Source organism: Nioella sediminis (assembly GCF_001879695.1).
Classification (GTDB): domain Bacteria; phylum Pseudomonadota; class Alphaproteobacteria; order Rhodobacterales; family Rhodobacteraceae; genus Nioella; species Nioella sediminis.
The window spans coordinates 1-26,997 of the sequence record NZ_MNBL01000072.1; the positions used below are offsets into that span (position 1 = coordinate 1).

Sequence of the window (26,997 nt, forward strand, 5' to 3'; positions counted from 1 at the left end):
GCGGGTGAAGAGCGCGCCCGCGCCGCGACGATGCCAATCGGCGCAAGACCTGCCAGAAAACTCTTGCGAACGGACCGTGAACAATACTTTAACTCGTCCAAGGCTTGGTCTAGGCTTTCGCGCATGGATATTTTCGACGATGAAGAGGCCTTCGCGGCCGCCTCCCTTTCGCAACGCGCCATGGCGGCGCGGCCTCAGCCTTATCTCGACGGGCTCAACCCGCCGCAGCGCGAGGCGGTGGAAACGCTCGACGGTCCGGTCCTGATGCTGGCGGGGGCCGGGACGGGCAAGACCCGCGCGCTCACGGCCCGCATCGCGCATCTTCTGTCGACCGGCAAGGCGCGCCCGAACGAGATCCTTGCCGTCACCTTCACCAACAAGGCTGCGCGGGAAATGAAGACCCGCGTGGGCAACCTGCTTGGCCAGCCCGCCGAGGGGATGCCCTGGCTTGGCACGTTCCACGCGATCTGCGTCAAGCTTCTGCGCCGCCACGCGGAACTGGTGGGGCTGAAGTCGAATTTCACGATTCTCGACACGGACGATCAGGTCCGGCTGATGAAGCAGCTGATCATCGCCGAGAATATCGACGAGAAACGCTGGCCCGCCCGCGCGCTGGCCGCGGTCATCGACAAGTGGAAGAACCGCGCCTGGACGCCCGAAAAGGTGCCAGCAGGTGAGGCGGCGGCCTTCAACAACCGGGGCGTGGAGCTTTACGCCGCCTACCAGCAACGCCTGAAATCCCTCAACGCCTGCGATTTTGGCGACCTGCTTCTGCACATGGTCACGATATTCCAGACCCATGACGATATCCTCCAGCAATACCAACGCTGGTTCCGCTACATCCTTGTGGACGAATACCAGGACACCAACGTCGCCCAGTATCTGTGGCTGCGGCTTCTGGCGCAGGCGCACAAGAATATCTGCTGCGTGGGCGATGACGACCAGTCGATCTATGGCTGGCGCGGGGCAGAAGTGGGGAACATCCTGAAATTCGACAAGGATTTCCCCGGTGCCAAGGTGATCCGGCTGGAGCAGAATTACCGGTCGACGCCGCATATCCTCGCCGCCGCCTCTGGCGTGATTGCGGGCAACAAGGGGCGGCTTGGCAAGGAGCTCTGGACCGAGGCGGAGGAGGGCGAGAAGGTCCGCCTGATCGGCCATTGGGACGGCGACGAGGAGGCAAGGTGGGTCGGCGAGGAAATCGAGGCGATGCAAAGGGGCACCCGCGGCATGGCCCCGATAAGTGCCAACAACATGGCAATCCTCGTGCGTGCCTCGCACCAGATGCGCGCCTTCGAGGACCGCTTCCTGACCATCGGCCTGCCCTACCGCGTCATCGGCGGCCCCCGCTTCTACGAGCGGATGGAGATCCGCGATGCCATGGCCTATTTCCGGCTGGTGGTGAGCCCCGAGGACGATCTGGCCTTTGAACGGGTCGTCAACACCCCCAAGCGCGGCCTTGGCGACAAGGCGCAGCAGAAAATCCAGATGGCGGCGCGCTCGAACGGCGTCTCGCTGTTGGAGGGGGCCAGGATTTTGCTGGCTGCGAAGGGGCTGACCGGCAAAGGCGCCAAGGAATTGCAGCGATTTGTCGAGGGGATCGAGCGCTGGCGCGGGCTGATGATGGGGCCGATGCGGGCTGTGGGTCCTGTGGACGATCTTATAGAAGATGATGTCCCGCAAGGCACCCTGAACCATGTCGAACTGGCCGAGATGATCCTGGAGGAGTCCGGCTACACCGAGATGTGGCAGAACGACAAGACACCCGAGGCACCCGGACGGCTGGAAAACCTCAAGGAACTGGTCAAGGCGCTTGAAGGGTTCGAGAACCTGCAAGGCTTCCTTGAACATGTCAGCCTCATCATGGACAACGAAAGCGACGAGACCGAGGAAAAGGTCACTCTGATGACGCTTCACGCCGCGAAGGGGCTGGAATTTCCCGCCGTCTTCCTGCCAGGGTGGGAGGATGGGCTGTTTCCGTCTCAGCGCGCAATGGATGAGGAGGGGTTGAAGGGCCTCGAAGAGGAACGGCGGCTGGCCTATGTGGGGATCACGCGGGCCGAGGAGATTTGCACCATTTCCTTCGCGGGCAACCGGCGCGTTTATGGGCAATGGCAAAGCCAACTGCCCTCCCGTTTCATCGACGAATTGCCGGAAGAACATGTGGAGGTGCTGACCCCGCCGGGGCTTTACGGCCATCAGGGCAGCGGATCGCAGGATTATGGCCGCTCGGGGCTGGAGGAACGCGCCGTGCGGGCCGATGTCTACAACTCCCCCGGCTGGAAGCGGCTCCATGCCAATACCGGCGCGCGCGGCACCAGCCAGCCCCGCGAATCGCGCAACTTCACCATTGACGCGTCGGCAGACTCCGCCTTCACCATCGGCGAGCGGGTCTTTCACCAGAAATTCGGCTATGGCCGGGTCGAGGGCGTGGAAGGCGACAAGCTGGAAATCGCCTTCGACAAGGCCGGGATCAAACGGGTGGTAGGCCGGTTTCTGGTGGCCGCCGATCAGGCGGATGACGTGCCGTTCTGAGCGTTAGGCCCACAGTATCATAACCATCAGGGAATTGCGGCACAGGCTTCTAGCCGATCTTGAGATTTCGTGCCCGCCCAATCAAGTCCGGTTTTACAGTGAATGACTGTCTGGCTTGGCTGTAGTCCGGCGAAAAGGTCACGGATTTTCCCTGTAGCAACTCAGGAGATGTACGGAGAAAGATCATATCGGCCTCGGAAAACCAGTAGGTTTGGCCATCCGAACCATCGATATATCCCTTGCCCGTATCTACCTTGTAGGCGTATCCCATCCTATCGCAGATGCTGCGTGATACCGTCCCTTTCAAGTTACCCTCCGGTTCATGACACTCTGGCTACTGTTCGGGCCTGCATGGTCGATGTCAAGCGGAGCCGGTCAGCCGATCAAGATCGGCACCAGCGACGCCACCAGCAGCAGCGCCATCACGATATTGAACGCGCGCAGCCGCGCACCGGTGCCGAGGAAGCGTTTCACCTGCACCCCCATCCAGGCCCAGATCCCGACCGAGGGCAGGTTGATGCAGGCGAAGATTGCCGCCACCATCAGCGCACCTGTCCAGCCCACACCTTCGGGCGCGTAATTCGTCTGTGCGGTGATCGACATGAAGATCGCCTTCGGGTTCACCCATTGAAACGCGGCGGCCTGAAGGAAGGTCAGGGGCGTACCGACCTCTCCTCCCTCTTTCGGGGGCGCGGCATTGGCGATCTTCCACGCCAGCCACAGCAGATAGGCTGAGCACAGCACCATCAGCACGATCCGCACCGTGGGGAAGCTCTCGAACACCTGAACCAACCCCAGGCCCAGGATGAAGGTCATGAACCCGTGGCCCAGGCTGACACCCGCCATATGGGGCAGGGTGCGGCGCAGGCCGAAATTCGCGCCCGAGGCCATCAGCATCAGGTTATTCGGCCCCGGGGTGATCGAGGTCGCAAGCGCATAGCCCATGAGGGCGAGGATCAGGTCTTGTGTCATGGCGCTGACGTTAGGCGGTCCCGCGCGAAATGTAATTGCAAAGTGACGCCTTCAGACGCAAGATGCGCAAGGAATGACGAAGATAGATGCCAAAGACCGCCAGATATTGCAGGAACTGTCCCGCGACGGGCGGATCAGCAATCTGGAACTGGCCGCCCGCGTGGCCCTGTCGCCCTCGGCCTGCCTGCGGCGGGTGCAGGCTTTGGAAGCAGCGGGCATCATAACCGGCTATCGCGCGGTGCTCGATCCGGTGAAGATGGGCGTGGGCTTCACCGCCTATCTGACCGTTGGATTGGGCGAGCATTCCAAGCGCGCGCAGGAGGCATTCGAACGCGCCATTTCCCGAAGCCCGGAAGTGCGCGAGTGCCACAACATCACCGGCAACGTGGAATACCTGCTGCGCGTCGAGGCGGCGGACCTTGTGGCCTACAAGCGCTTTCACACCGATGTTCTGGGTGACATCCCGCAGGTGGCGACGATCACGACCCATGTGGTCATGGCCTCGCCCAAGGACGACCGCGCCTGACCATCCGACAGCACTAAAAAGAAAAAGGCGGTGACACCCAGGGAGGAGGAGGGGTGTCACCGCCAGATCTCAGCGTCCTTAAAGGGAGGAGGAGGAACGCCGAATTGTGGGGCCGATTGGTAAGGGAGGAGATCCGCCCGGCCCGTATTTTGTGAGGCGGCGGCGCCAGGGAGGAGGAGAGGCGCCGCCGCGTCATACCGGGCCCTGGGGGAGGAGTCGGACCCGTATGCGTTGCCCCGTCGGGGGCGGAATATCGGGCGGCGACACCGGGGAGGATGAGAGGTGCCGCCGCCAATCTACGGACCTAAGGGAGGAGGACGGTCCGTAACTGGTGCCCGCGAGGGGCGGTATTTCGGGCGATGACACCAAGGGAGGAGGAGGTGCCACCGCCAGTCTACGAACCCTCAAGGGAGGAGGAGAGGTTCCGTATCCTGTCTGCCCGCGAAGGGCCTTGTCTTTCGGCGGCGGCGCCAGGGAGGAGGAGAGGCGCCGCCGCAGGGCTGCCGGTTAAAGGGAGGAGGAAACCGGCAGTGTTCAATGTCGTGTCGGTCAGTCGATCTGACCGTAGGCCGCCTCATGCGCGATGGCGCGGATGGAGGCTCGGGAAATACCCAGGTCGTTCAGGTCGCGGTCGCTCAGCTCGCGCAGTTCGGTCAGCGTGTTGCGATAGATGCGCCATGCGGCGTATGCTTCTGCGGCTTGCTCGCGGATTTCTGCGAAACGGTCCAGCAGCGAGAGCGAGCCGGTATGGGTTTGGGTTGCGTAGGCCATATGCCTTGATCCTTCGGTCGGTTGGTCCGGCGGTCAGCGTCGCTTCGTTCTGGCGGCGATCCGTGTCGGCCCGTGTTTGTTTCGATGATCAAAAAATATCGCAATGCTGCGTCTGCACAATCCCCGAGTTCATCAATGCTGCCATGCAGAAAGTGCATAACGTGGACGTAAGCTGCTCAAATTGCAGGCTTACCTTGGGTCAACCCTGCCTAAAACTATATGCTGACTGAATCTTTTAGGGGGGGTGCATGGATCGGCAAAGCGTCCTATCTGTTCGACAAGACACGCGCAGCAACAGGAAAGGGCCAGATATGAGCCAGACTCGCGAAACGATCCTCGCCGCACTGGACAAGCTGTCGTTGCCCGATGGTGGTACGCTCGTCAGCCGCGATATGGTCCGGGCGTTGCAGATCACCGGCGGCAAGGTCGCTTTCGTAATCGAGGCTCCGTCGCCGGAAGACGCGCGCCGTCTGTCTCCGGTGCGCGATGCGGCAGAGGCCCTGGTCAAGGGCCTGCCGGGGGTGGAGAGCGCGACAGTCGCCCTGACCGCACATGGCCCGTCCGACAAGCCCGCGCCGGGGCAGGGGGAGCCGCCGAGCCTGAAGATCGGCGGCCATCCCAAGCCGCAGCAGGGGTCCATGAAACCCGCCACGGTGAAAAGCATCATCGCCGTGGGCTCGGGCAAGGGCGGTGTGGGAAAGTCCACCGTGTCCTCCAACCTCGCCGTTGCGCTGGCGCGTCAGGGGCGCAAGGTGGGGCTGCTCGACGCCGATATCTACGGCCCCTCGCAGCCGCGCATGATGGGGGTCAACAAACGCCCCGCCTCGCCCGATGGAAAGACCATCCTGCCGCTGCACAATCACGGCGTCACGCTCATGTCGCTCGGTTTCATGCTGCCAGAGGATCAGGCGGTTGTCTGGCGCGGGCCGATGCTGATGGGGGCGTTGCAGCAGATGCTAACCCAGGTGGAATGGGGCGATCTGGACGTTCTGATTGTCGATCTGCCGCCCGGCACCGGCGACGTGGCCATGACCCTGTGCCAGAAATCCGAGGTGACGGGCGCGATTGTCGTCTCGACCCCGCAGGATGTGGCGCTGCTGGATGCCAAGAAGGCGATCAACATGTTCCAGACGCTCAAAACCCCGATTCTGGGGCTGATCGAGAACATGTCGGTGTTCCATTGCCCCAATTGCGGGCACGAGGAACATATCTTTGGCCATGGCGGCGTGCGGTCCGAGGCGGATCGGATGGGCGTACCCTTCCTTGGGGAGCTGCCGATATCGCTGGAAACCCGGCTGGCGGGCGATGGCGGCACCCCGATTGCGGCGGGTGAGGGGCCGATGGCGGAGGCCTATGCCAGCCTTGCCACCCGACTCGTCGAGGGCGGGCTGGCCTGACGGGGCCGGTTCGGGCGCGGAATGAGCCGCTACCGAAGCTGGAAAATCATGGGAATTGCCCCCGGATCGCCCCGCGACCGGGGGTTTTTCGTGGAAAACTGGAAAAAAATCCCATGCCGTGTGGCGCAAGAAACACAGCCATATCTTGTGGTTTGCCCTTCCGGCCCCACTCCATCTGCGCAAATCACGGTGATTTCACCCCCAAGATGCTGTGTTTTGGGATGGCTCTCGGCAAGATATGGGGAATTTTCCCACAAAAAGGGATTGATTGGGAAAACGTTCCATGAGACAACAATCACACAGCAAACGAGATCACCGGGACCAAGGCGCAAGACCAAGGACCGGAAAACAAAAAACGGCAGTTTCATACAGGCAATCTCATTCGCTGACATAGAGAGATCCGGCGCGCGGGCAGAGCAGACATCCCCCCCCAGGTAATGCGCGCGTAGTCGGACACCCCAGAAATGGGACGAGGGCGGCGGATTGAGCAGTGGCAGCTTGCTCGATCCGCCGTTGTCCTTTCGGGGACATGAACGAGGGACAGGTAAGGACGGGGACAGTGGAGCGCAGGTTTCAGGGCGAAAGCCTGAACAAGGTAGACGGAAAGGGCCGGGTGTCGATCCCGGTCAAGTTCCGTCGCGTGCTTCAGAATTCCGACAGCGAATACACCCCCGGCGGCGCCCCGCGCCTCTACATCGCCTATGGCGACCCCAAGAAGAATTACCTCGAATGCCTCTCCGGCGACGCGTTTGACGAGATCGACGCGATGATCAAATCCGTGCAGCGCGGCACGCCGCTGCGCGCGGTGCTGGAGCATTTCTACTACGCCAAATGCGAGGCGACGACGGTGGATGACACCGGCCGCCTCGTCCTGCCGCCCGCCGCGCGTGACAAGATCGACCTTGGGGCCGAAGCCTTGTTCCAGGGCAAGGGCGACCAGTTCCACATTCTCAACCCCGAGGCCGGCAAGGACGCCGAGGACAATATCGAGGCCCTTCTGGCCTCGCTCGGACAGGGCGATTTCTTCGATCCGCTCAGCCTTGTGGGCCAGTCCGCGGGTGATCCGGAATGACCGGCGGCGCGGCATCCGACTCACCGGCAGCCGAGCCCCATATCCCCGTGCTTCTCGATGCGATCCTGAATGCGGTCGCGCCCGTCACTGGCGTCTGGCTTGATGGCACTTTCGGCGCGGGCGGGTATTCCCGTGGGCTGCTGGCGGCGGGGGCCGACCGGGTGATCGGCGTGGACCGCGATCCGCTGGCCTTCCAGATGGCGGCCCCTTGGGCGGCAGAGTATGGCGACCGGCTGATTCTTGTGGAAGGCACGTTTTCCGAGCTGGATGCCCATGCGGCCAAGGCCGGGTTTCCGCAGCTTGATGGCGTGGTGCTCGATCTGGGCGTCTCCTCGATGCAGCTCGACCTCGCGGAGCGCGGCTTTTCCTTCATGCGCGACGGGCCTTTGGACATGCGCATGGGGCAGGCGGGGCCGTCGGCGGAAGACCTCGTGAACGACGCTCCGGAAGCGGCCCTGGCCGATATCCTCTACCACTACGGCGAGGAACGCGCCGCGCGCCGGATCGCCAAGGCGATTGTCAAGGCGCGGGTGGAGAGCCGTATCAACTCCACCCTGCAACTGGCTGGCATAGTTGAAAAATGCCTGCCGCGTGCCAAGCCGGGGCAAAGCCACCCGGCAACCCGCAGCTTTCAGGCGATCCGCATCGCGGTGAATGATGAATTCGGACAGCTGGCCGATGGTCTGATGGCCGCCGAACGCGCCCTTGCGCCGGGTGGGCAACTGGCTGTCGTGACCTTCCACTCGCTGGAAGACCGCATCGCCAAGCGCTTCCTTCAGGACCGCGCCAGCTTCGGCGGCGGCGGCTCGCGTTACGCGCCAGAGGCGGCCGCCCGAGACCCCGGCTTCACCCTGACCCCGCGCCGGGCGATCGCGCCCGATGCTGCGGAAATTGCCCGCAATCCCCGCGCCCGATCCGCCAAGCTGCGGGTTGCGCGACGCACATCTGCCCCCGCAGCCGCCCCTGATGGTGACATCATGGGCCTGCCCCGTCTGTCGGAGATCCTCTAGGTCATGCGTGGTTTCCTCACCTTCCTTGCCGCTGTCGCCGTGGTCGCGCTCGGATACTGGGCCTATCACCAGAATATCCAGACGCAGCAGGCCCTGCGCGAGGTGGAGCGTCTGCAACGGGCCATCGTCGTGGAACGCGAACGGCTTGGCGTTCTGCGCGCCGAATGGGCCTATCTGAACCGCCCCGACCGGCTGCGAGAGCTGGTGGACCTGAATTTCGAACGGCTGAACCTTCTGCCCATGACCCCTGACCAGTTCGCGGTGATGGATGAGGTGATCTGGCGGCCAGAGACACCCGAACCGCTGGAGGCGGAGGTCGAAGACATCCTCTTCAGCGCCTCGGAAGGGGAGGATACGCCATGACCGACCCCCGCCGCATTGCCCTGCGCCCTCTGGCCCGCATTCTGGAGGCCCGCCAGAAAGGCGAGAACCCCGACGCCATCGAGCGTGAAAACCTGCGCCTGAGGCACGAGCAGCAGCGCGACCGCCTGCGCCAGCGCGCCGAAAGCCGCCTTCTGGTGCTGGCAATCTGCTTCTTCGCGGCCTTCACCGCCGTGGGGGTGAAGATGACGGCGCTGGCCTCGTCCGAACCGGCAGAGCCACGCAGCGCCACCTCGGGCAGTTCGATCATCTCGACCCGTGCCGATATCGTCGACCGTCAGGGGCGGGTGCTGGCCACCAACCTCGTGACCAACGCGCTCTACGTGCATCCACACGAGCTGATCGATCCGGAGGCCGCCGCCGCCGGGCTCGCCGCGATCTTTGACGATCTGGACGAGGAGACGCTCTTGCGCCGCTTTTCCTCCGGGTCGCGCTTCATGTGGATCAGGGGCTCGATCTCGCCGGAACAACAACAGCTTGTTCATGATCTGGGCGAACCCGGTCTGCTGTTCGGCCCGCGCGAGATGCGGCTATATCCCAACGGGGCCGTGGCGTCCCATGTGCTTGGCGGGGCGCGGTTCGGCGAACAGGCCGTCAATGCCGCCGAGATCATCGGCGTGGCCGGTGTCGAAGCGCATTTCGACGAAGAATTGCGCGATCCGGCCCGTAACGGGGAGGCGCTGGAACTGTCGCTGGACCTGACTATTCAGGCGGCGGTCGAGGAGGTTCTGGCCGGCGGCATGACGATCATGAACGCGCAAGGCGCGTCTGCCGTTCTTATGGATGCCCATACCGGTGAAGTGATTTCACTGGCGAGCCTGCCCGATTTCGACCCGAATGCCCGGCCAAGGCCCCTGCTGGAAGGGGACCCGTCGCAAAGCCCGCTCTATAACCGGGCTGTGCAGGGCGTGTACGAACTGGGGTCCACCTACAAGCTTTTTACCGTCGCGCAAGCGTTGGAGGAAGAGCTGGTCACCCCGCAGACCATGATCGACACGCAAGGCCCGCTGCGGATGGCGGGCTTTTCGATCAACGACTTCCATGACTATGGCCCGCGCATGTCGGTGCGCGATGTTCTGGTGCAATCCTCCAATATCGGCACCGCGCGGCTGGCGCAGATGATCGGGGCAGAGCGACAGCAGCAGTTTCTCGGGCGGCTTGGCCTTCTGGAAGCGCTCGACTTCGAGATGATCGAGTCGCGGCAGGGACGCCCCCTTTACCCGTCGAACTGGGGGCAGCTCTCGACGATGACGATCTCCTACGGCCACGGCATTTCCGCGACGCAGCTGCATCTTGCGGCGGCCTATGCCACGATGGTCAATGGCGGCACCCTGGTGCGCCCGACCTTGCAACGGCAGGCGGAACCGCAACTGGGTGAAAGGGTGATTTCCGAGGAAACCTCGATGGCGTTGCGCGAAATGCTGCGCGCCGTGGTGGCGGAGGAAGAGGGCACCGCCAACCTTGCCGAAATCGCGGGCTACGAGGTCGGCGGCAAGACCGGATCGGCGGACAAGCCCAACCCCAATGGCGGCTATTACGAAGACCGGGTGATTGCCACCTTTGCCTCGGTCTTCCCGTCGAACGATCCGCAATATGTTCTGGTGGTCACGCTGGATGAACCCTCCATCTCGGTTCTGGGCGAAACCCGCCGCACCGCTGGATGGACGGCCGTGCCCGTCGCAGCAGAGGTCATCCGCAGGGTTGCGCCGCTTTTGGGCCTGCGTCCGCAGACCGTTGATCCCGAGCTTGCCTATAGTCTATCCAGCGCATCACAATAACATGTGACTCGCGGGCGTGGACCCCGCAGATATTGGGGGGCAGATGGCGTCCGACACGAAACCGCTTTCGGCGCTAGGGCTGACCGCGACGCGCGGCGGAGACGCCCATGTGACCGGTGTGTCGCTGGATAGCCGCGATGTGAAACCCGGCCATTTGTTCGCAGCCTTGCCCGGCACTCGGGTTCATGGCGGAGAGTTCATTCAGTATGCCCTGCGTCAGCGGGCCGGGGCGATCCTGACCGACCGGGCGGGGGCCGAGATCGCAGCGGCGGAACTTGCAGGTTCAACAGCGGCCCTGGTCGTGGTCGAAGACCCCAAGGCCGCTTTCGCCAATGCCTGTGCGCTCTGGTTCGGGGCGCAGCCCGAGACCATGGTTGCGGTGACCGGCACCAACGGCAAGACAAGCGTGGCGAGCTTCACCCGGCAGATCTGGGCCGCGCTTGGCCATGACGCCGCCAATATCGGCACCACCGGCGTCGAGGGCGCGTTTTCCGCCCCCGGCATCCACACCACCCCCGACCCGCTGACCCTGCACCGGCTGCTTGCAGATATGGCGGCAGCGGGGATTTCGCATTGCTCGATGGAGGCCTCGTCCCACGGGCTCGACCAGCGGCGGATGGAGGCGGTGCATCTTGCCGCCGCGGCATTCACCAACTTCACCCAGGATCACCTGGATTATCACGGCACGATGGAGGCCTATTTCGACGCCAAGGCGCGGCTCTTCACGGAACTTCTGCCCGAGGAATCCACCGCCGTCATCAATCTCGACGACTCCAAGGGCGCGCTTCTGGCCGATATCTGCGAGAGGCGCGAGATCGAGGTGATCACCGTCGGGCAATATGCAGAGGACGCGCGGCTGAAGATCACCGGGCGGCGCATGGATGAGACCGGGCAGGATGTGCTCTTCCGCTGGCAGGGCAGCAGCTATCAGGTGCGGCTCGACCTCATCGGCGCGTTTCAGGCAATGAATGTGCTGACGGCGGCGGGGCTGGTCATCGGCGCGGGCGAGGAACCGGCAGAGGTCTTTGCCGCGCTTCAGCAGGTGCAGGGGGTCCGGGGCCGGATGCAACTGGCCGCGACCCGCGAAAACGGCGCGCCGGTCTATGTGGATTATTCCCACACCCCCGACAGTATCGAGACCGCTTTGAAGGCGCTGCGCCCGCATGTGATGGGGCGGCTGGTGATCGTATTTGGCGCGGGCGGCGACCGCGACCGGGGGAAACGGCCCCTGATGGGCAAGGCGGCGGCGGAACATGCCGATGTGCTGATCGTGACCGACGACAACCCCCGCAGCGAAGACCCCGCCGCGATCCGGGCCGAGGTGATGGCGGGCTGTCCCGAGGCCACCAATGTGGGCGACCGGGCCGAGGCGATCCTGCGTGCCGTGGATGCGCTCGGGCCCGGTGATGCGCTGCTCATTGCGGGCAAGGGGCACGAGACCGGACAGCAGGTGGGCGACGTGGTCTATCCCTTTGACGACGTTGAACAAGCCTCCGTTGCCGTGGCCGCGCTGGAGGGCCGGATATGACCGCGCTCTGGACTGCTGCTGACGCAGCTGCCGCGACGGGGGGCAAGGCGCGCGGGAACTGGTCCGTCACCGGCGTTTCCATCGACACGCGCACGATCCAGCCCGGCGATTTGTTCGTCGCGCTGAAGGCCGCCCGCGATGGCCATGACTTCGTGGCGCAGGCGTTGGAGAAGGGGGCAGGCGCGGCGCTGGTCAGCCACGTGCCGGAAGGTGTGCCCGATAATGCGCCGCTTCTGATCGTGCCGGATGTTCTGGCGGCGCTGGAGGCGCTCGGCACCGCCGCCCGTGCCCGAACCGATGCCAAGGTCGTCGCCGTGACCGGATCGGTCGGCAAGACCACCACGAAGGAAATGCTGCGCACAGGCCTGTCGGCGCTCGGCAAGACCCACGCCGCCGAGGCCAGCTACAATAACCATTGGGGCGTGCCCCTGACGCTGGCGCGCATGCCCGCTGATACCGAGTTCGCCGTGATCGAGATCGGCATGAACCACCCCGGAGAAATCGCGCCGCTCTCGCGCATGGCGCGGCCGCATGTGGGGGTGATCACAACGGTGGCCGCCGTCCATCTGGAAGCCTTCGAGTCCGTCGAGGGGATCGCCCATGAAAAGGCCGCGATCTTCGAGGGGCTGGAGCCGGGCGGCATCGCCGTGATCAACGCCGATCTCGACACCACGCCCATCCTGCACGCGAAGGCGGACGACATGGGCGCGCGGGTCATCGCCGTGGGCGAAACCGGTGACGCAAGGCTGGTTGAGGTCACCCTGACCGATAGCGCGACCGTGGTGAAAGCCGACCTGCACGGCACCGACCTGCTCTTCAAGCTTGACGCGCCGGGGCGGCATCTGGCGCAGAACGCGCTGATGGTGCTCGCTGTGGTCGATGCGCTGGATCGCGACGTGACGCGGGCCATGCTGGCGCTCGGGTCCTGGCAGCCGGTAGATGGGCGCGGGCGGCGCGAACGGATCGTGATCAATGACACCGACGAACAGGCGGTGGAGCTGATTGACGACGCCTTCAACGCCTCGCCCACGTCCATGGCCGCAAGCCTTGAGGTCCTTGCCGCAGCCACACCGCAGGGCAGGGGACGGCGCATCGCGGTCCTTGGCGACATGCTGGAACTGGGGCCGACCGGCCCTGACCTGCATGCCGGTCTGGCTAAGCTGACTGCGCTGGACAATATCGACCTTGTCTGCACCTCCGGCCCACTGATGGCCCATCTCGACGCGGCCCTGCCGGCCGCGAAACGCGGACCCCATACGGAAACCGCCGAGGAGATGGCCCGGCTTCTGCCCGGTCTGCTCTGGCCCGGCGATATCGTGCTGATCAAGAGCTCCAAGGGCTCGAAACTCTCGCTGGCGGTTGACGGCTTGCGAAAATTGGGCCAAGCGGCCCGTCAAAGCAAAGAGGACCCCCGCTAGATGCTGTATTGGCTGAACGAGCTGTCGGATGGCGGCGACTTTTTTAACCTGTTTCGGTATATCACTTTCCGGGCAGGCGGGGCCTTCTTTACGGCACTGGTCTTCGGCTTCGTCTTTGGGCGGCCGCTGATCAACCTCCTGCGCAAGAAATACCAGAACGGCCAGCCGATCCGAGAGGACGGGCCCGAAAGCCATTTGGAAACCAAGGCGGGCACGCCGACCATGGGGGGCTTGCTGATCCTGGCCGCGCTGACCCTGTCAACGCTGCTATGGGCGCGGCTCGATAACCCCTATGTCTGGCTGGTGCTGTTGGTGACGGTCGCCTTCGGGGCCATCGGGTTCGTTGACGACTACGCCAAGGTCAGCCGCAATTCGACGGCTGGCGTGTCGGGCAAGATGCGCTTCGGTCTGGGTCTGGTGATTGCCGCGATTGCGGGCGGGGTGGCGATGTATGTGCACCCGGCGGAGCTGTCGGGACAACTGGCCTTCCCGGTCTTCAAGGAACTGCTGCTGAACATGGGATATGTCTTCATCCCCTTCAGCATGATCGTGATCGTGGGCTCCGCCAATGCGGTGAACCTGACCGATGGTCTGGACGGACTGGCCATCATGCCGGTGATGATCGCGGCAGCCACTTTGGGTGTCATCGCCTATGCCGTGGGGCGGGTCGACTTCACCGAATACCTCGATGTCCACTACGTACCGGGCACTGGCGAGCTGCTGATTTTCACCGCCGGCCTCATCGGTGGCGGGCTTGGCTTCCTGTGGTACAACGCGCCGCCCGCCGCCGTCTTCATGGGCGATACCGGGTCTTTGGCGCTTGGCGGCGCGCTTGGCGCGATTGCGGTCTGCACAAAGCACGAGATCGTGCTGGCCATCGTTGGCGGGCTGTTCGTGGCCGAGGCTTTGTCGGTCATCATCCAGGTGCTCTACTTCAAGCGCACCGGCAAGCGGGTGTTCCTGATGGCACCCATTCACCACCATTTCGAAAAGCGCGGATGGGCCGAGCCGCAGATCGTAATTCGCTTCTGGATCATCTCGCTGATCCTGGCGCTGATTGGCCTTGCAACGCTGAAACTGCGCTGATGGACCCGGTTCGGGACAAGGGCGCAATGATCCGGGGCATGGCGCCGGTGCTCGATCCGTCCTCCTGGCATTTCTGTCTCGTTGCTGATCCTGAAATTGCTGCGCGGGCCTCGCCTCTGGCCATGTTTCAAGAAGATGAGGGACTGTCGCTGATCCTGTCGGAAGAGGACGCGGAAGCATTCGGGCTTTCCGGTGACCTGCCCATGGCGCGCATCACCCTGACCGTTCATTCCGCATTGGATGGCGTGGGGCTGACTGCCGCCGTGGCGACGGCGCTTGCCGATGCGGGCATCGCCTGCAACATGGTCGCGGCCTTCCATCATGACCACGCTTTCGTGCCGCTTGCAGACGCCCCCCGCGCGCTGGCAATACTGAAGGCACTGGCGGATGCGGAGGGTGCGGAATGATCCCGGTTCTGGGTGTCGAGGGACAGAAGATCGCGGTTCTGGGGCTGGGGCGATCCGGCCTGTCCGCCGCGCGGGCCTTGCGCGCGGGTGGGGCCGAGGTGCTGGCCTGGGATGATGGCGCGAAGGGGCGCGAGGCGGCCGAGGCCGAGGGCTTCGCGGTTGCCGACCTGACCCGCCCCGGCGCGCTGGAGGGCTGCGCCATGCTGGTCACCAGCCCGGGTATCCCGCATCTCTACCCCGCACCCCATAAGGTGATTGCGGCGGCTTACGAGGCCGGGATTCCCGTCGATAACGATATCGGGCTCTTCTTCCGGTCGCTCGCCGCATCGGGATGGGAGGAGATGGACACGCCGCCCCGCGTCATCGCGGTGACGGGGTCGAACGGGAAATCGACGACGTCGGCGCTCATTGCCCATATCCTTGAGGAAAACGGCACGCCGGTGCAGCTTGCGGGCAATATCGGGCGCGGGGTTCTGGACATTGATCCGCCGGTGGATGGCGAGGTGATCGTGCTGGAGCTGTCGAGCTACCAGACCGAGCTGGCCCGCGCTTTGACGCCGGATGTGGCTGTTTTCACGAACCTTTCCCCCGATCACCTGGATCGGCATGGCGGCATGGGTGGCTATTTCGCCGCCAAGCGGCGGCTCTTTGCGGAGGGCGGGCCGGATCGTGCGGTGATTGGCGTCGATGAGCCAGAGGGCGCGTTTCTGGCGGGGCAGATGAGCGAGGGCAATGGCGACGGGCGGCTCATTCGGGTGTCTGCGTCGCGCAAGCTGAGCGGGCCGGGCTGGAATGTCTTTGCCCGCAAGGGCTTCCTGGCCGAATGGCGCAAGGGGCGGCAGGTGGGGTCGATTGATTTGCGGCAGGTTTCTGGGCTGCCGGGGGCGCATAATCATCAGAATGCCTGCTGCGCCTATGCGGCGGTTCGGGCGCTTGGGGTGGCGCCCCGGATCGTCGAGAAATCCTTTCACAGTTTCAAGGGCTTGCCGCATCGGTCGCAACTGATTGCGGAGCGGAACGGGGTGAAATTCGTCAATGATTCCAAGGCCACGAATGTGGATGCCGCGGCCAAGGCGCTGGCGGCGTTCCCGCGCATCCGCTGGATCTGCGGCGGGTTGGAGAAGGACGGCGGGCTGGAGGCGTTGAGACCGGCTTTGGGATCGGTGGTGAAAGCCTATGTGATCGGCCGGGAAGCGGAGAAATTCGCCCTGCAACTGACTGATACGGAAGCGGAAACCTGCACCACCATGGAATTGGCCGTGGCCCGCGCGGCGGTCGAGGCGGAGCCGGGCGAGGTGGTGTTGCTGGCCCCGGCAGCGGCCAGTTTCGACCAGTATGACAATTTCGAACAGCGCGGCGAGGACTTCGCCCGGCAGGTGGCGAAGCTGGCGGGCTGAGGCCCGAATAATGGGGGGGTGCCCCCCGTACACCCCCTGTACACCCCCCGTACACCGCCCGTGCAGACAAAAGGGCGGTTTCGCCGCCTGCCGGCGTCGACCGGGGAGCGGCCCTTCTCAACCCCCCGCTTGCGCGGGAGGCCTCGGCGGTCCGCGTTGCCACGGAGCTGTGGCGACGGAGGCGCATAGGGTCTGGCGGCGGGTCTGGTTGCGAGGGAGGGATGCCTCCGGCGGAGGTATTTGGGGCCAAGATGAAAGAGGCCGGGCAAGGGGGGGGAGAGAGGCGCGTGCCCGGTTGTAACGGGTGGGGCCGGGAAATCCCCGATCCGTCCCATTTTCGTCAAACTGTCAGAGCAGCCTGAGCGCGTCACAAGTGCCGGGAGAAGCCAGATGAGTCGCGTGTCCGTTTTCGTCGATGGAGAGAATATCTCGGCCAATTTCGCGCTGAGGATCTTTCATGGGGCGCAGGAGTTGGGTGAAGTCGATTTCTTTCGCGTCTATGGCGATGCGGGGCTGCTAAAGGGGTGGGATGACACGCCGGGTTTCCGGCTGGTCCATTCGGGTATCGGCAAGAATGCGGCCGACCTGTTGTTGACGGTCGATGCCATGGAACGGGCGTTGAGCGGGGCCTGTGACGCGGTGGTCATCGCAAGCTCTGACGGGGATTTCCGGCATCTGGCCGAGCGGCTGCGCGAACGCGGGATGACGGTGATGGGCATCGGGCAGGAACGGGCCGGGCTGCGCTTCAAGGCCAGTTGCAGCCGGTTTGTGTCGCTCAGCCAGAAGAGCGCTGCGCGCAGGGATGAGGACGCACCCTCTGCTGGCCTACCTGCCGAACCCGATCCGGCACACACGGACGCGCCGCTTGCGGTCAGGAAATGGCCTGCCGCCATCACGCAGCTGATCCTTGAATTCGGTCAGTCCGGCGGGCTGACAACCAGCGAGATTGGCATGCTGATGGGCGCCCGCCACCGCGTTCACATCCGTGAGCATCCGGACAGGACGTGGAAGGAATATCTGGAGAAGCGTCACGGTCTTTTTGAGCTGGCGCAGGGCGCGCGGGGGCTGACTGTTTCGGTACGAACCGATCAAGCGGCCAAAATCGCGGCGGAGTAGCCGCGCGCGGGGGCTGTCTGTTATCCCGTGGTGGCCTGTCGGGTCAGAGGATGCGCGGTCGGCCGTAAGCGCGGGTCTTTGCGCTGAACCGCGTGGTCATCGCCATTTCCCTAGCCGCACAGGGATTTTCGCGCTAGACTGCCGATCAGACCCGGAAAACCGGGCATTCAGAGGCAGTATCGGGCGGTACTCAATGACGGAAATGGCGCATGGCACGGTGCTCGTGCAATCTGGCGAAGCGATTCTGCCGCGGTGGTGGCGGACCGTGGATCGGGTTACGCTGGCCTGTATTCTGACCCTGTTCCTGATCGGGTTGCTTCTGGGATTTGCCGCCTCGCCGCCGCTGGCCGAGCGCAACGGGCATGAGCCTTTCTATTACGTCTACAAACAGGCGTTTTTCGGCGGCATGGCCTTCGTCGCGATGATCCTGACCTCGATGATGTCTCCCATCATGGTGCGCCGGCTTGGGGTCATGGGGTTTTTCGCGGCCTTCGCGGCGCTGGCGCTGCTGCCGGTGTTCGGCACCGATTTCGGGCAAGGCGCGACACGGTGGTATTCGCTCGGCTTTGCCAGCTTGCAGCCCTCGGAATTTCTCAAGCCCGTCTTCGTGATCTTCACCGCCTGGATGATCGCCGCCAGCCAGCAGATCGCGGGGCCGCCGGGCAAGACGCTGTCGCTTTTTGTGATGCTGATCATCGTGGGGTTCCTGGTGATGCAGCCCGATTACGGGCAGGGGGCGCTGATCCTCTTTGCCTGGGCGGTGATCTATTTCGTGGCCGGTGCGCCGATATGGGTGCTTGGGCTGGTGGCGATACTTGTCTGCGCGGGCGGGGTCTTTGCCTATTCCGCGTCCCAGCATGTGGCGCGGCGGATCGATGGGTTCCTGTCGCCCGAGGTCGACCCCAACACGCAGCTGGCCTATGCAGCCAATGCCATCCGCGAGGGGGGCATCTTCGGCACGGGTTTGGGCGAGGGATCGGTCAAGTGGACGCTGCCTGACGCCCATACGGATTTCATCATCGCGGTGGCGGCAGAGGAATACGGGCTGGTCCTGGTCCTGTTGATCATCGCGCTTTTTGCCACCGTGGCGATGCGGGCGTTTTTCCGGTTGATGAAGGAGCGCGACCCGTTTACCCGGCTGGCCGGTGCGGGGATTGCGTCGCTCTTTGCGCTGCAGTCGATCATCAATATGGGGGTGGCGGTTCGGCTGCTGCCTGCCAAGGGGATGACGCTGCCTTTCGTGTCCTATGGCGGCTCGTCGCTGATTGCGACGGGGATCGCCGTGGGGATGCTTCTGTCTTTCACCCGGTCGCGTCCACAGGGCGAGATCGGCGATATCCTTCTGAACCGGCACAGGTGAGTTCATGTCAAACGGCCCCCTCTTGATCATCGCGGCAGGCGGAACGGGCGGGCATATGTTCCCCGCGCAGGCGCTGGCCGAGGTGATGATCCGCAAGGGCTGGCGGGTGCGGCTGTCGACGGATGCGCGCGGGGCGCGTTATGCGGGTGGCTTTCCTCATATGGTCGAGGTGCGGCAGGTGGCGTCGGCCACCTTCGCGCGCGGGGGCGTGCTGGCCAAGCTGGTGGTGCCGTTCCGCATTCTGGGCGGGATCGTGTCGGCCACGCTTGGCATGATGCGTGACAAGCCCGCCGTGGTGGTGGGCTTTGGCGGCTATCCGACCATCCCGGCGCTGGCGGCGGCCTGGATCACGCGCAGGCCCCGGATGATTCATGAACAGAACGGGGTTCTGGGGCGGGTCAACAAGCTCTTTGCCAAGCGCGTCGATGCGGTGGCTTGCGGGACGTGGCCGACGGCTTTGCCTGCGGGTATCGAGGGCATCCATACCGGCAACCCGGTGCGCGGGGCGGTGCTGGAGCGGGCGGGCGCGGCCTATATCACGCCGGGGGACTATCCGATGAGCCTGCTGGTCATCGGTGGCAGCCAGGGCGCGCGCATTCTGTCCGATGTTGTTCCCGCCGCCGTGGCGCTGCTGCCCGAGGAGATCCGCCAATATGTGCGCGTTGCCCAACAGGCGCGCCCCGAGGATCAGGACCGGGTCATCGCCGCTTATTACGAGACCGGCGTGGGCTGCGAGGTCGAACCCTTCTTCCGGGATATCCCCCGCCGCTTGTCCGAGGCGCAGTTGGTGATCAGCCGGTCGGGCGCGTCTTCGGTCGCCGATATCTCGGTCATCGGACGGCCTTCGATCCTTGTGCCTTACGCCGCCGCCACCGCCGACCACCAGACCGCCAATGCGCAAGGGTTGGTCGATGCAGGCGCCGCGATCCGCATCCCTGAAAGCAAATTCACCCCCGAGGCGCTGGCCGAGGCCATCGCAACCGTGCTCAGCCAACCCGATGCCGCGCTGATGATGTCTCAGGCCGCGCTGTCGGTCGGGATGCCCAATGCCACCGAACTGCTGGTCGGGCTTGTCGAGGAACTGGCCGGGGAAGACGCCACCGAAAAGGACACTGCATGAACGCCGCCGCCACCAAACTGCCCACCCAACTGGGCGCGATCCATTTCGTCGGCATTGGCGGCATCGGCATGTCGGGGATTGCCGAGGTGCTGCTGAACCATGGCTATGCGGTGCAGGGATCGGACCTGAAGCCCTCCAAGATCACCGAGCGGCTGGAATCCTTGGGCGCGCGCATCTTCATCGGCCAGAAGGCCGAGAATCTGGACAATGCCGAGGTGGTGGTGATCTCGTCGGCCATCAAACCCGGCAACCCGGAGCTTGATGCCGCGCGTTTACAGGGCCTGCCGGTTGTCCGCCGGGCCGAGATGCTGGCGGAGCTGATGCGCCTGCGCTCGAACATCGCCGTGGCGGGGACGCACGGGAAAACCACCACCACGACCATGGTGGCGACGCTGCTGGATGCAGGCGGCGTCGATCCCACGGTGATCAATGGCGGCATCATCCACGCCTATGGCTCGAACGCGCGGGTGGGGCAGGGCGACTGGATGGTTGTGGAGGCCGACGAGTCAGATGGCAGCTTTAACCGTCTGCCCGCGACCATCGCCATCATCACCAATATCGACCCCGAGCATATGGAACACTGGGGCGATTTCGACCGGCTGCGGCAGGGCTTCCTCGATTTCGCGTCGAACATTCCCTTCTATGGGCTGGTTGTCTGCTGCACCGATCACCCCGAGGTGCAAAGCCTCGTGGGCAAGATCACCGACCGGCGTGTGGTCACCTATGGCTTCAACGCGCAGGCCGATGTGCGGGCGGTGAACCTGACCTACAAGGCGGGCGTTGCGCATTTCGACATTCGGCTCGGCAATGAGGAGCAGGTGATCGAGGGCTGCACCCTGCCGATGCCCGGCGATCACAATGTCTCCAACGCGCTGGCCGCCGTGGCCGTGGCCCGCCATCTGGGTATGAAATCCGCTGAAATCCGCGCCGCACTGGCCAATTTCAAGGGCGTCAACCGCCGCTTTACCAAGGTGGGCGAGGTGAATGGGATCACCATCATCGACGATTACGGCCACCATCCGGTGGAAATCGCCGCCGTGCTGAAAGCCGCCCGTCAGGCCACCGAGGGCCGGGTCATCGCAGTCCATCAGCCGCACCGCTACAGCCGCTTGCATTCGCTGTTCGAGGACTTTTGCACCTGCTTCAACGAGGCCGACGTGGTCGCCATCGCCGAGGTCTACGCGGCGGGCGAGGACCCCATTGAAGGCGCGACGCGAGATGGCCTGGTCGCGGGCCTCGTCGCCCACGGCCACCGCCACGCCCGCGCCATATTGAACGAGGATGATCTGGAACGGCTGGTCCGGGAACAGGCCCGTCCGGGGGATATGGTCGTGTGCCTTGGGGCCGGGACGATCAGCGCTTGGGCCCACGGGCTGCCCGCGCGGTTGAAGGGTTAGTCGTCCCGGTCGGTTCGGCTGGCAAGAAGAGGAGGGACTGACATGACGATCTCGCTCACGCTGGCCTGTGTCTGGGTCGTGGCGGCGGCCATTGTCGCGTTTTTGCCGATGCGGATGCAGTATGTGCCGGGCCTGACGCTGCTGGTTCTCGCGGTCCCTCTGCTCGTCTTTATCGGCATTCAGCATTCGTTTTGGGTGGTACTTCTGGCGCTGGCGGGGCTGGTGTCGATGTTTCGCCGTCCGCTGTGGTTCTTGGGACGACATTTGTGGGGACGTCTGAGAGAAGGAGGCACGTGATGCCGTTTTCCCTGACTTTGGCGAGCCTTTGGGGGCTTACGGCCTGCCTGTTGGGCCTGACCCCGAGCCGCTTTCACTGGCCCGCGGCCATCGTTCTGATCGCCACGGGCATTCCCTTGCTGGGATATGCGACCATGCAGATGGGGCCTTGGTGGGGCTTGGCCCTGCTGGCCGCTGGCGTGTCGGTCCTGCGCTGGCCGGTGTTCTACGCGGGGCGCTGGCTGCGCCGCCGCCTGTTGCAGCGGAGTGCGCATGAATCCTGAGGCGCTGATCGCCATCGGTACGGGGCTGGTTGTGGGCTCTGGCATCGGGTTTGTCCTTGGGCGCTATGCGGGCGGGGGCTGGCTGTTCAGCTTTTGCCTGCTTTTGGGCCTGCCCGCGCTAGGCCTGCTGAGCAGCGACGTGCTGGAGGCCATCGGCATTCCGCGCGAGGGGTTCAACCACCTGGGCTATTTCGCCTTCAGCATGTTTGTTCTGATGCCGGGCATGGCGGGGGCAATCGTTTTTGGCGGGATCGGCCTGTGGCGTGCGTCGCGGGTGCGCCGGGATGAGGATACGAAGTGATGTGGCCGCTGATCGGAATGGTGGCGGTCTGTCTCGTGCTCGGCTTCGCGCTGTCCTGGGTCATCGGACGTTACCTCAGCCGGGCGCTGTTGCGCGGGGTCTGGCTGGCTTTGGTGCTGATCTTTGCGATGCTGATGTGGCCCGTAGTGCAGATCTGGGCGGGCTGGCGCGAAGGCACCGGGTTTGACGGTGTGGCGGAGTTCTATCTTGCCGTGGCCTTCGTATTGCCGACGCTGGTGGCGGCGATTGTCGGGGGCAAGATGGGGGCCGCTGCGAGGGGGCGCCGGTCCGGGCTGGATCGGGGCTAAAGGCTGGACAGCTTGCCGCGACCGGGGCAGGGTGGGGCATGGTCTATGTCGTCCCGATTGTTTGTTTCGTGATCCCCCTGATCATCGGCACCGCCGCGATGCGGCACCGCAAGGGCTGGCTAGTGCCGGTTCTGGCGCTGCTCGGGGTGGCGATCATGGCCTGGGCGATCATCCAGGGCCGTCAGAGCACGGGGTTCGACGGGATGGGCTATGCGATTGTCGCGATCCTGATGGCGGCGCCTGCCATTCTGGGCGTGCTGATCGGCGGGGCGATCGGCTGGTTTCGCCGCCGTGGCGAAGCGAAGGGATGACGCCGGGGCTTGCGCCTGTGCCAAGGCGGCAGTAGCCAAGCGAACATGACACAGATGCCGACGCCCCGGGGCCGCCTGACGCCCGACCGCCCGCTTTCCGATCTGACCTGGCTGCGCGTCGGCGGGCCTGCGGACTGGCTGTTCCAGCCTGCGGATATCGACGACTTGAGCGATTTCCTCGCCGCACTGGACCCGGCGGTTCCGGTCTTTCCCATGGGGGTGGGCTCGAACCTGATCGTGCGGGACGGGGGCTTGCGGGCGGTGGTGATCCGGTTGGGGCGTGGCTTCAACGGGATAGAGACGGGGCAGGGCACGGTGACGGCAGGCGCGGCGGCACTTGACGCGCATGTGGCGCGCAAGGCGGCGGCGGCGGGGATGGACCTGACCTTCCTGCGGACCATTCCGGGCAGCATCGGCGGCGCGCTGCGGATGAATGCGGGCTGCTATGGCAGCTATGTGGCCGATCATTTCCTGTCAGCCGAGGCGGTCTTGCGCGATGGCAGTCGCGTGACGCTGACCCGCGACGACATTCATTTCCAGTACCGCCAGACCGATCTGCCCGAGGGCGCGGTCATCACTTCGGTCACCTTCCGCGCGGATCCCGGCGATCCCGAGGCGTTGGAGGCCCGTATGGCCGACCAACTGGCCAAACGCGACGCGACGCAGCCCACGAAAGAGCGCAGCGCCGGCAGCACCTTTCGCAACCCGGCGGGGTTTTCCAGCACGGGTCGCGCCGATGACGTCCATGACCTGAAGGCCTGGAAGGTGATCGACGATGCCGGCATGCGCGGGGCCCGGCGGGGAGGCGCGCAGATGTCGGAAAAACACAGCAACTTTCTGCTCAATACCGGGGGCGCGACGGCGGATGACCTCGAGTCCCTTGGCGAGGAGGTTCGAAAAAGGGTTTTCCAAAACAGCGGAATAGAGCTAGTATGGGAAATCATGCGCGTCGGCGAACCGGCGTGCGGTGACAAGCCGGAGTAACCGGCGAAAACGATAAGCCAGACGGGCAGATAAGCCCGCGGCATGAATGAGGCACAGGTGGCGGATAGTTCGGGCAGAACACTCCCCACAGTTGCGGTTTTGATGGGCGGACTCTCAGCCGAGCGCGAGGTCAGCCTGTCGTCCGGCAAGGAATGCGTAACCGCGCTGAGGGATGAAGGATTCACGGTGATCGAGGTCGATGCGGGCCTTGATCTGGCCGAACGGCTTGCCGAGATCAAACCAGATGTCGTGTTCAACGCCCTCCATGGCCGGTGGGGTGAAGATGGTTGCGTGCAGGGCATCCTGGAATGGATGCGGCTGCCCTATACCCATTCGGGCGTTCTGGCCTCGGCCCTGGCGATGGACAAGCAGCGGTCCAAGGATGTGTTCCGCGCGGCGGGTATTCCGGTGATGGAGAGCATCATCGCCCCGAAATCCGAGATCATGGCCGCCCATCTGATGGACCCGCCCTATGTGGTGAAGCCCAATAACGAGGGCTCCTCGGTCGGGGTCTATATCGTGCAGGAGGCGGCAAACGGCCCGCCCGCGCTGTCCGAGGATATGCCCGAGAGGCTGATGGTCGAAACCTACGCGCCGGGCCGCGAACTGACGGTCACGGTGATGGGTGACCGGGCGCTGACGGTGACCGAGATCTTCACCGATGGCTGGTATGACTACCACGCCAAGTATTCCGTCGGCGGATCGCGCCACGAGATGCCCGCCGATGTGCCGCAAGAGGTGTTCGAGGCCTGCATGGAACAGGCCCTGACCGCCCACAACGCGCTTGGCTGCCGGGGCGTGAGCCGCGCCGATTTCCGGTGGGACGACACGCGCGGGCTGGACGGGTTGATCATGCTGGAGGTCAACACACAGCCCGGCATGACGCCCACGTCTCTCAGCCCCGAGCAGGGCGAACAATGCGGCATCAGCTTTGGCAAGATGTGCACCTGGATGGTGGAGGATGCGTCATGCGACAGATAATCCGCCGCCGGGGGGATGTGCCGCGCGATCCCGCGCCTTCGCGCTGGTCCTACCGAGCGCAGCGGTTGTGGCTGACGCCGCTGTTCCGGTCGGTGCTGCGGGTCGGTATCCCGTCTTTCCTGATCGCGGGGGCGGTCGGGCTTTATGCCTCTGACCCCGCCAATATTCAGCGGTTGCAGGACAGTGTCGCGGAGATCCGCCGCTCGGTCGAGGATCGGCCCGAATTTCGCGTCAACCTGATGGCGATCGAAGGCGCGACCCCGGTGCTGGCCGAGGAAATCCGCGCCACGCTGGCGCTCGACTTCCCCACATCCTCCTTCGATCTGGACCTGCCGCGACTGCGCGACCGGGTCGAGGAGATCCGCGCCGTTGAAACGGCGGAGCTGCGGGTCCGCTCGGGTGGCGAACTGGCCGTCATCGTGACCGAACGCCGCCCGGCGCTGGTCTGGCAGGCGCGCGAGGGGCTTTGGGTCGTGGATGCGGGCGGAGAGCGGGTGGCGCCTCTGCTGGCGCGACCGAGGCTGGTGGATCTGCCGGTGATTTCCGGCGATGGCGCGAACGAGGCAGCGGCCGAAGCGATGGCGCTCTTTGCCGTGGCCCGCCCCCTTGGGGACCGTCTGCGGGGGCTCGTGCGGATGGGTGAACGCCGGTGGGACGTGGTGCTGGAAGACGGGCCGCGCATCCTGCTGCCCGCCGATCAGCCGGTGCGCGCGCTGGAAGAGGTGCTGGCCCTGCACGATGCGCAGGAGCTTTTGGACAGGGATGTGGCTCGCGTCGACATGCGCGATGGCACGCGGACGGTGTTGCAACTGACCCCGCAGGCGATGGCGGAACTGCGCCGCATGCGGGCGACGGATATCACGGGAGACCGGAACGGATGAGTATGCTGTATCAGTCACAGCGGGCCATGCGGGCCAAGCGACAGGAAGCCATGCGCCGGGGCGTGATCGCCATTCTGGATATCGGCAGTTACAAGACATCGTGCCTTGTGCTGCGCTTCGACAGCTCGGACGACCTGCGCCCCTCGGAAGAGGTGGGCGCGATGGCGGGACAGTCGAATTTCCGGGTGATCGGTGCGGCAACGACGCGATCCCGCGGGGTGAAATTCGGCGAGATCGACACCGTTCAGGAAACCGAGCGCGCCATTCGCACCGCCGTGCAGGCGGCGCAGAAGATGGCCAATATGCGCGTCGATCACGTCATCGTCAGCTTCTCGGGCGCGCGGCCCCGGTCCTATGGGCTGGTGGGCGAAACCAGCTTGCAAACCGGCACCGTGACCGAATGCGATGTGGCCCGCGCGCTGGCCGCCTGCGACGTGCCCGATATCGGCGAGGGGCGCGAGGTGCTGCATGCGCAGCCGGTGAATTTCGCGCTCGACCACCGGTCGGGGCTGAAGGATCCGCGCGGCCATGTGGGCAACCGGCTGTCGGCGGATATGCATATGCTGACCATCGAGGCCCATGCGATCGAGACGCTGCTGCATTGCGTGAAGCGTTGTGACCTTGAGTTGGCGGGGGTGGCCTCGTCGCCTTACGTGGCGGGCGTATCAAGCCTCGTGGAAGATGAGCAGGAGCTCGGCGCGGCCTGCGTCGATCTGGGGGGCGGCACCACGGGCGTGTCGATCTTCATCAAGAAACACATGATTTACGCCGATACCGTGCGCATGGGCGGCGATCACGTCACCAGCGATATCAGCCAAGGGTTGCAGATCCCGGCTGCCGACGCGGAACGGATCAAGACCCGCTTTGGCGGGCTGGTCGCGACCGGTATGGATGACCGCGAACGGATCGAGCTGGAAAGCGACACCGGCGATTGGGAACATGACCGCCGCTCGATCAGCCGGGCGGAGCTCATCGGCGTGATGCGGCCGAGGGTTGAGGAAATCCTGGAAGAGGTGCGCGCCACTCTGGAGGATGCGGGCTTCGACCATCTGCCCTCGCAACGCATCGTCCTGACCGGCGGCGGCAGCCAGATTCCGGGCCTCGACCAGCTGGCCAGCCGCATTCTGGGCAACCAGGTGCGGCTTGGCCGCCCCTTGCGGGTGCAGGGCCTGCCGCAATCGGCCTGTGGGCCGGCCTTTTCCGCCTGCGTGGGGCTGGCGCTGTTCGCCGCCTACCCGCAGGATGAATGGTGGGATTTCGAAGTGCCCGCCGACAGATACCCCGCCCGGTCCCTGCGGCGCGCGGTGAAATGGTTCCGCGACAACTGGTGATCCGCGGATAAATCAGCCGGACCGGACCCTGCATCTTTGGTGTGGGGCCGGTAATTTGACGCTAGATGC

28 protein-coding genes are annotated in these 26,997 nt (G+C 64.6%); 25 read left to right on the forward strand and 3 right to left on the reverse strand.

The genetic code is table 11. From position 1 onward, the window contains the following. Positions 1 to 123 precede the first annotated feature (123 nt). The gene (locus BKY26_RS09960; RefSeq protein WP_071690243.1) at positions 124 to 2,535 is read left to right on the forward strand and encodes an ATP-dependent helicase; all 2,412 of its coding nucleotides are present in this window, start codon (positions 124 to 126) and stop codon (positions 2,533 to 2,535) included. Positions 2,536 to 2,584: 49 nt separating this feature from the next. On the opposite strand, the gene BKY26_RS09965 is transcribed toward BKY26_RS09960, so the two are convergent. Next, positions 2,585 to 2,806 carry a hypothetical protein gene (locus tag BKY26_RS09965; protein ID WP_071690244.1) on the reverse strand — a complete coding sequence of 74 codons (222 nt, stop codon included), beginning with the start codon at positions 2,804 to 2,806 and terminating at the stop codon, positions 2,585 to 2,587. 104 nt (positions 2,807 to 2,910) lie between these two features. After that, positions 2,911 to 3,507, reverse strand: a complete 597-nt coding sequence (locus BKY26_RS09970) for a LysE family translocator (protein ID WP_071690245.1) — start codon at positions 3,505 to 3,507, stop codon at positions 2,911 to 2,913. 73 nt (positions 3,508 to 3,580) lie between these two features. On the opposite strand from BKY26_RS09970, the gene BKY26_RS09975 reads away from it, so the two are divergent. Beyond that, positions 3,581 to 4,033 (forward strand): Lrp/AsnC family transcriptional regulator, encoded by a 453-nt coding sequence (locus BKY26_RS09975; RefSeq protein ID WP_071690246.1) that lies wholly within the window; start codon positions 3,581 to 3,583, stop codon positions 4,031 to 4,033. A 549-nt stretch (positions 4,034 to 4,582) separates the two neighbouring features. Here BKY26_RS09975 and BKY26_RS09980 read toward each other — a convergent pair. Next, positions 4,583 to 4,804, reverse strand: coding sequence for a DUF1127 domain-containing protein (locus tag BKY26_RS09980; protein WP_071690247.1), 222 nt, complete (start codon positions 4,802 to 4,804; stop codon positions 4,583 to 4,585). A 311-nt stretch (positions 4,805 to 5,115) separates the two neighbouring features. Here BKY26_RS09980 and BKY26_RS09985 point away from each other — a divergent pair, with 311 nt between their 5' ends. From BKY26_RS09985 to ftsA, 23 genes are all read left to right on the forward strand, one after another. Further along, positions 5,116 to 6,201 carry an Mrp/NBP35 family ATP-binding protein gene (locus tag BKY26_RS09985; protein WP_071690248.1) on the forward strand — a complete coding sequence of 362 codons (1,086 nt, stop codon included), beginning with the start codon at positions 5,116 to 5,118 and terminating at the stop codon, positions 6,199 to 6,201. A gap of 559 nt (positions 6,202 to 6,760) precedes the next feature. Beyond that, the gene (locus tag BKY26_RS09990; RefSeq protein WP_071690249.1) at positions 6,761 to 7,273 is read left to right on the forward strand and encodes a division/cell wall cluster transcriptional repressor MraZ; all 513 of its coding nucleotides are present in this window, start codon (positions 6,761 to 6,763) and stop codon (positions 7,271 to 7,273) included. Further along, positions 7,270 to 8,283, forward strand: coding sequence for a 16S rRNA (cytosine(1402)-N(4))-methyltransferase RsmH (rsmH, locus tag BKY26_RS09995; protein WP_071690250.1), 1,014 nt, complete (start codon positions 7,270 to 7,272; stop codon positions 8,281 to 8,283). The genes BKY26_RS09990 and rsmH overlap by 4 nt, the downstream gene beginning before the upstream one ends. A gap of 3 nt (positions 8,284 to 8,286) precedes the next feature. Then, positions 8,287 to 8,646: a cell division protein FtsL gene (gene ftsL, locus BKY26_RS10000; protein ID WP_071690251.1), complete on the forward strand. Its 360-nt coding sequence runs from the start codon at positions 8,287 to 8,289 to the stop codon at positions 8,644 to 8,646. After that, positions 8,643 to 10,442: a peptidoglycan D,D-transpeptidase FtsI family protein gene (locus BKY26_RS10005; RefSeq protein ID WP_071690252.1), complete on the forward strand. Its 1,800-nt coding sequence runs from the start codon at positions 8,643 to 8,645 to the stop codon at positions 10,440 to 10,442. Before ftsL ends, BKY26_RS10005 begins: the two co-directional genes overlap by 4 nt. Before the next feature lie 43 nt (positions 10,443 to 10,485). Then, on the forward strand, positions 10,486 to 11,970 hold the full coding sequence (locus BKY26_RS10010; protein ID WP_071690253.1) for a UDP-N-acetylmuramoyl-L-alanyl-D-glutamate--2,6-diaminopimelate ligase: 1,485 nt from the start codon (positions 10,486 to 10,488) through the stop codon (positions 11,968 to 11,970). Then, positions 11,967 to 13,388, forward strand: coding sequence for a UDP-N-acetylmuramoyl-tripeptide--D-alanyl-D-alanine ligase (locus tag BKY26_RS10015; RefSeq protein WP_071690254.1), 1,422 nt, complete (start codon positions 11,967 to 11,969; stop codon positions 13,386 to 13,388). The genes BKY26_RS10010 and BKY26_RS10015 overlap by 4 nt, the downstream gene beginning before the upstream one ends. Beyond that, positions 13,389 to 14,474, forward strand: coding sequence for a phospho-N-acetylmuramoyl-pentapeptide-transferase (gene mraY / locus BKY26_RS10020; RefSeq protein ID WP_071690255.1), 1,086 nt, complete (start codon positions 13,389 to 13,391; stop codon positions 14,472 to 14,474). Beyond that, positions 14,474 to 14,881 carry an ACT domain-containing protein gene (locus BKY26_RS10025; RefSeq protein ID WP_071690256.1) on the forward strand — a complete coding sequence of 136 codons (408 nt, stop codon included), beginning with the start codon at positions 14,474 to 14,476 and terminating at the stop codon, positions 14,879 to 14,881. Before mraY ends, BKY26_RS10025 begins: the two co-directional genes overlap by 1 nt. Beyond that, on the forward strand, positions 14,878 to 16,278 hold the full coding sequence (gene murD, locus BKY26_RS10030) for a UDP-N-acetylmuramoyl-L-alanine--D-glutamate ligase (protein WP_071690257.1): 1,401 nt from the start codon (positions 14,878 to 14,880) through the stop codon (positions 16,276 to 16,278). The genes BKY26_RS10025 and murD overlap by 4 nt, the downstream gene beginning before the upstream one ends. 390 nt (positions 16,279 to 16,668) lie before the next feature. After that, a complete protein-coding gene (locus BKY26_RS10035; RefSeq protein ID WP_071690258.1) occupies positions 16,669 to 17,394 on the forward strand; it encodes an NYN domain-containing protein in 726 nt (241 codons plus the stop codon). A gap of 193 nt (positions 17,395 to 17,587) precedes the next feature. After that, the gene (gene ftsW / locus BKY26_RS10040; RefSeq protein WP_071690259.1) at positions 17,588 to 18,754 is read left to right on the forward strand and encodes a putative lipid II flippase FtsW; all 1,167 of its coding nucleotides are present in this window, start codon (positions 17,588 to 17,590) and stop codon (positions 18,752 to 18,754) included. A gap of 4 nt (positions 18,755 to 18,758) precedes the next feature. Next, positions 18,759 to 19,874 (forward strand): UDP-N-acetylglucosamine--N-acetylmuramyl-(pentapeptide) pyrophosphoryl-undecaprenol N-acetylglucosamine transferase, encoded by a 1,116-nt coding sequence (locus BKY26_RS10045; RefSeq protein WP_071690260.1) that lies wholly within the window; start codon positions 18,759 to 18,761, stop codon positions 19,872 to 19,874. Then, positions 19,871 to 21,271 (forward strand): UDP-N-acetylmuramate--L-alanine ligase, encoded by a 1,401-nt coding sequence (gene murC / locus BKY26_RS10050; protein WP_071690261.1) that lies wholly within the window; start codon positions 19,871 to 19,873, stop codon positions 21,269 to 21,271. Before BKY26_RS10045 ends, murC begins: the two co-directional genes overlap by 4 nt. Positions 21,272 to 21,313: 42 nt before the next feature. Further along, complete coding sequence (locus tag BKY26_RS10055) at positions 21,314 to 21,568, forward strand: DUF2484 family protein (RefSeq protein ID WP_193600183.1); 255 nt, start codon at positions 21,314 to 21,316, stop codon at positions 21,566 to 21,568. Beyond that, complete coding sequence (locus tag BKY26_RS10060; protein ID WP_071690262.1) at positions 21,568 to 21,831, forward strand: DUF2484 family protein; 264 nt, start codon at positions 21,568 to 21,570, stop codon at positions 21,829 to 21,831. Before BKY26_RS10055 ends, BKY26_RS10060 begins: the two co-directional genes overlap by 1 nt. Next, positions 21,821 to 22,132, forward strand: a complete 312-nt coding sequence (locus tag BKY26_RS10065) for a hypothetical protein (RefSeq protein WP_071690263.1) — start codon at positions 21,821 to 21,823, stop codon at positions 22,130 to 22,132. The genes BKY26_RS10060 and BKY26_RS10065 overlap by 11 nt, the downstream gene beginning before the upstream one ends. After that, complete coding sequence (locus BKY26_RS10070; RefSeq protein ID WP_071690264.1) at positions 22,132 to 22,440, forward strand: hypothetical protein; 309 nt, start codon at positions 22,132 to 22,134, stop codon at positions 22,438 to 22,440. Before BKY26_RS10065 ends, BKY26_RS10070 begins: the two co-directional genes overlap by 1 nt. Positions 22,441 to 22,508: 68 nt before the next feature. Beyond that, the gene (locus BKY26_RS10075; protein ID WP_158514324.1) at positions 22,509 to 22,751 is read left to right on the forward strand and encodes a hypothetical protein; all 243 of its coding nucleotides are present in this window, start codon (positions 22,509 to 22,511) and stop codon (positions 22,749 to 22,751) included. Positions 22,752 to 22,796: 45 nt separating this feature from the next. Beyond that, a complete protein-coding gene (gene murB / locus BKY26_RS10080; RefSeq protein WP_071690266.1) occupies positions 22,797 to 23,735 on the forward strand; it encodes a UDP-N-acetylmuramate dehydrogenase in 939 nt (312 codons plus the stop codon). Positions 23,736 to 23,837: 102 nt separating this feature from the next. Next, a complete protein-coding gene (locus BKY26_RS10085; RefSeq protein ID WP_245764447.1) occupies positions 23,838 to 24,716 on the forward strand; it encodes a D-alanine--D-alanine ligase in 879 nt (292 codons plus the stop codon). Then, a complete protein-coding gene (locus BKY26_RS10090) occupies positions 24,704 to 25,597 on the forward strand; it encodes a cell division protein FtsQ/DivIB (protein ID WP_071690268.1) in 894 nt (297 codons plus the stop codon). Before BKY26_RS10085 ends, BKY26_RS10090 begins: the two co-directional genes overlap by 13 nt. Further along, the gene (gene ftsA, locus BKY26_RS10095; protein WP_071690269.1) at positions 25,594 to 26,928 is read left to right on the forward strand and encodes a cell division protein FtsA; all 1,335 of its coding nucleotides are present in this window, start codon (positions 25,594 to 25,596) and stop codon (positions 26,926 to 26,928) included. Before BKY26_RS10090 ends, ftsA begins: the two co-directional genes overlap by 4 nt. Positions 26,929 to 26,997 lie beyond the last annotated feature (69 nt).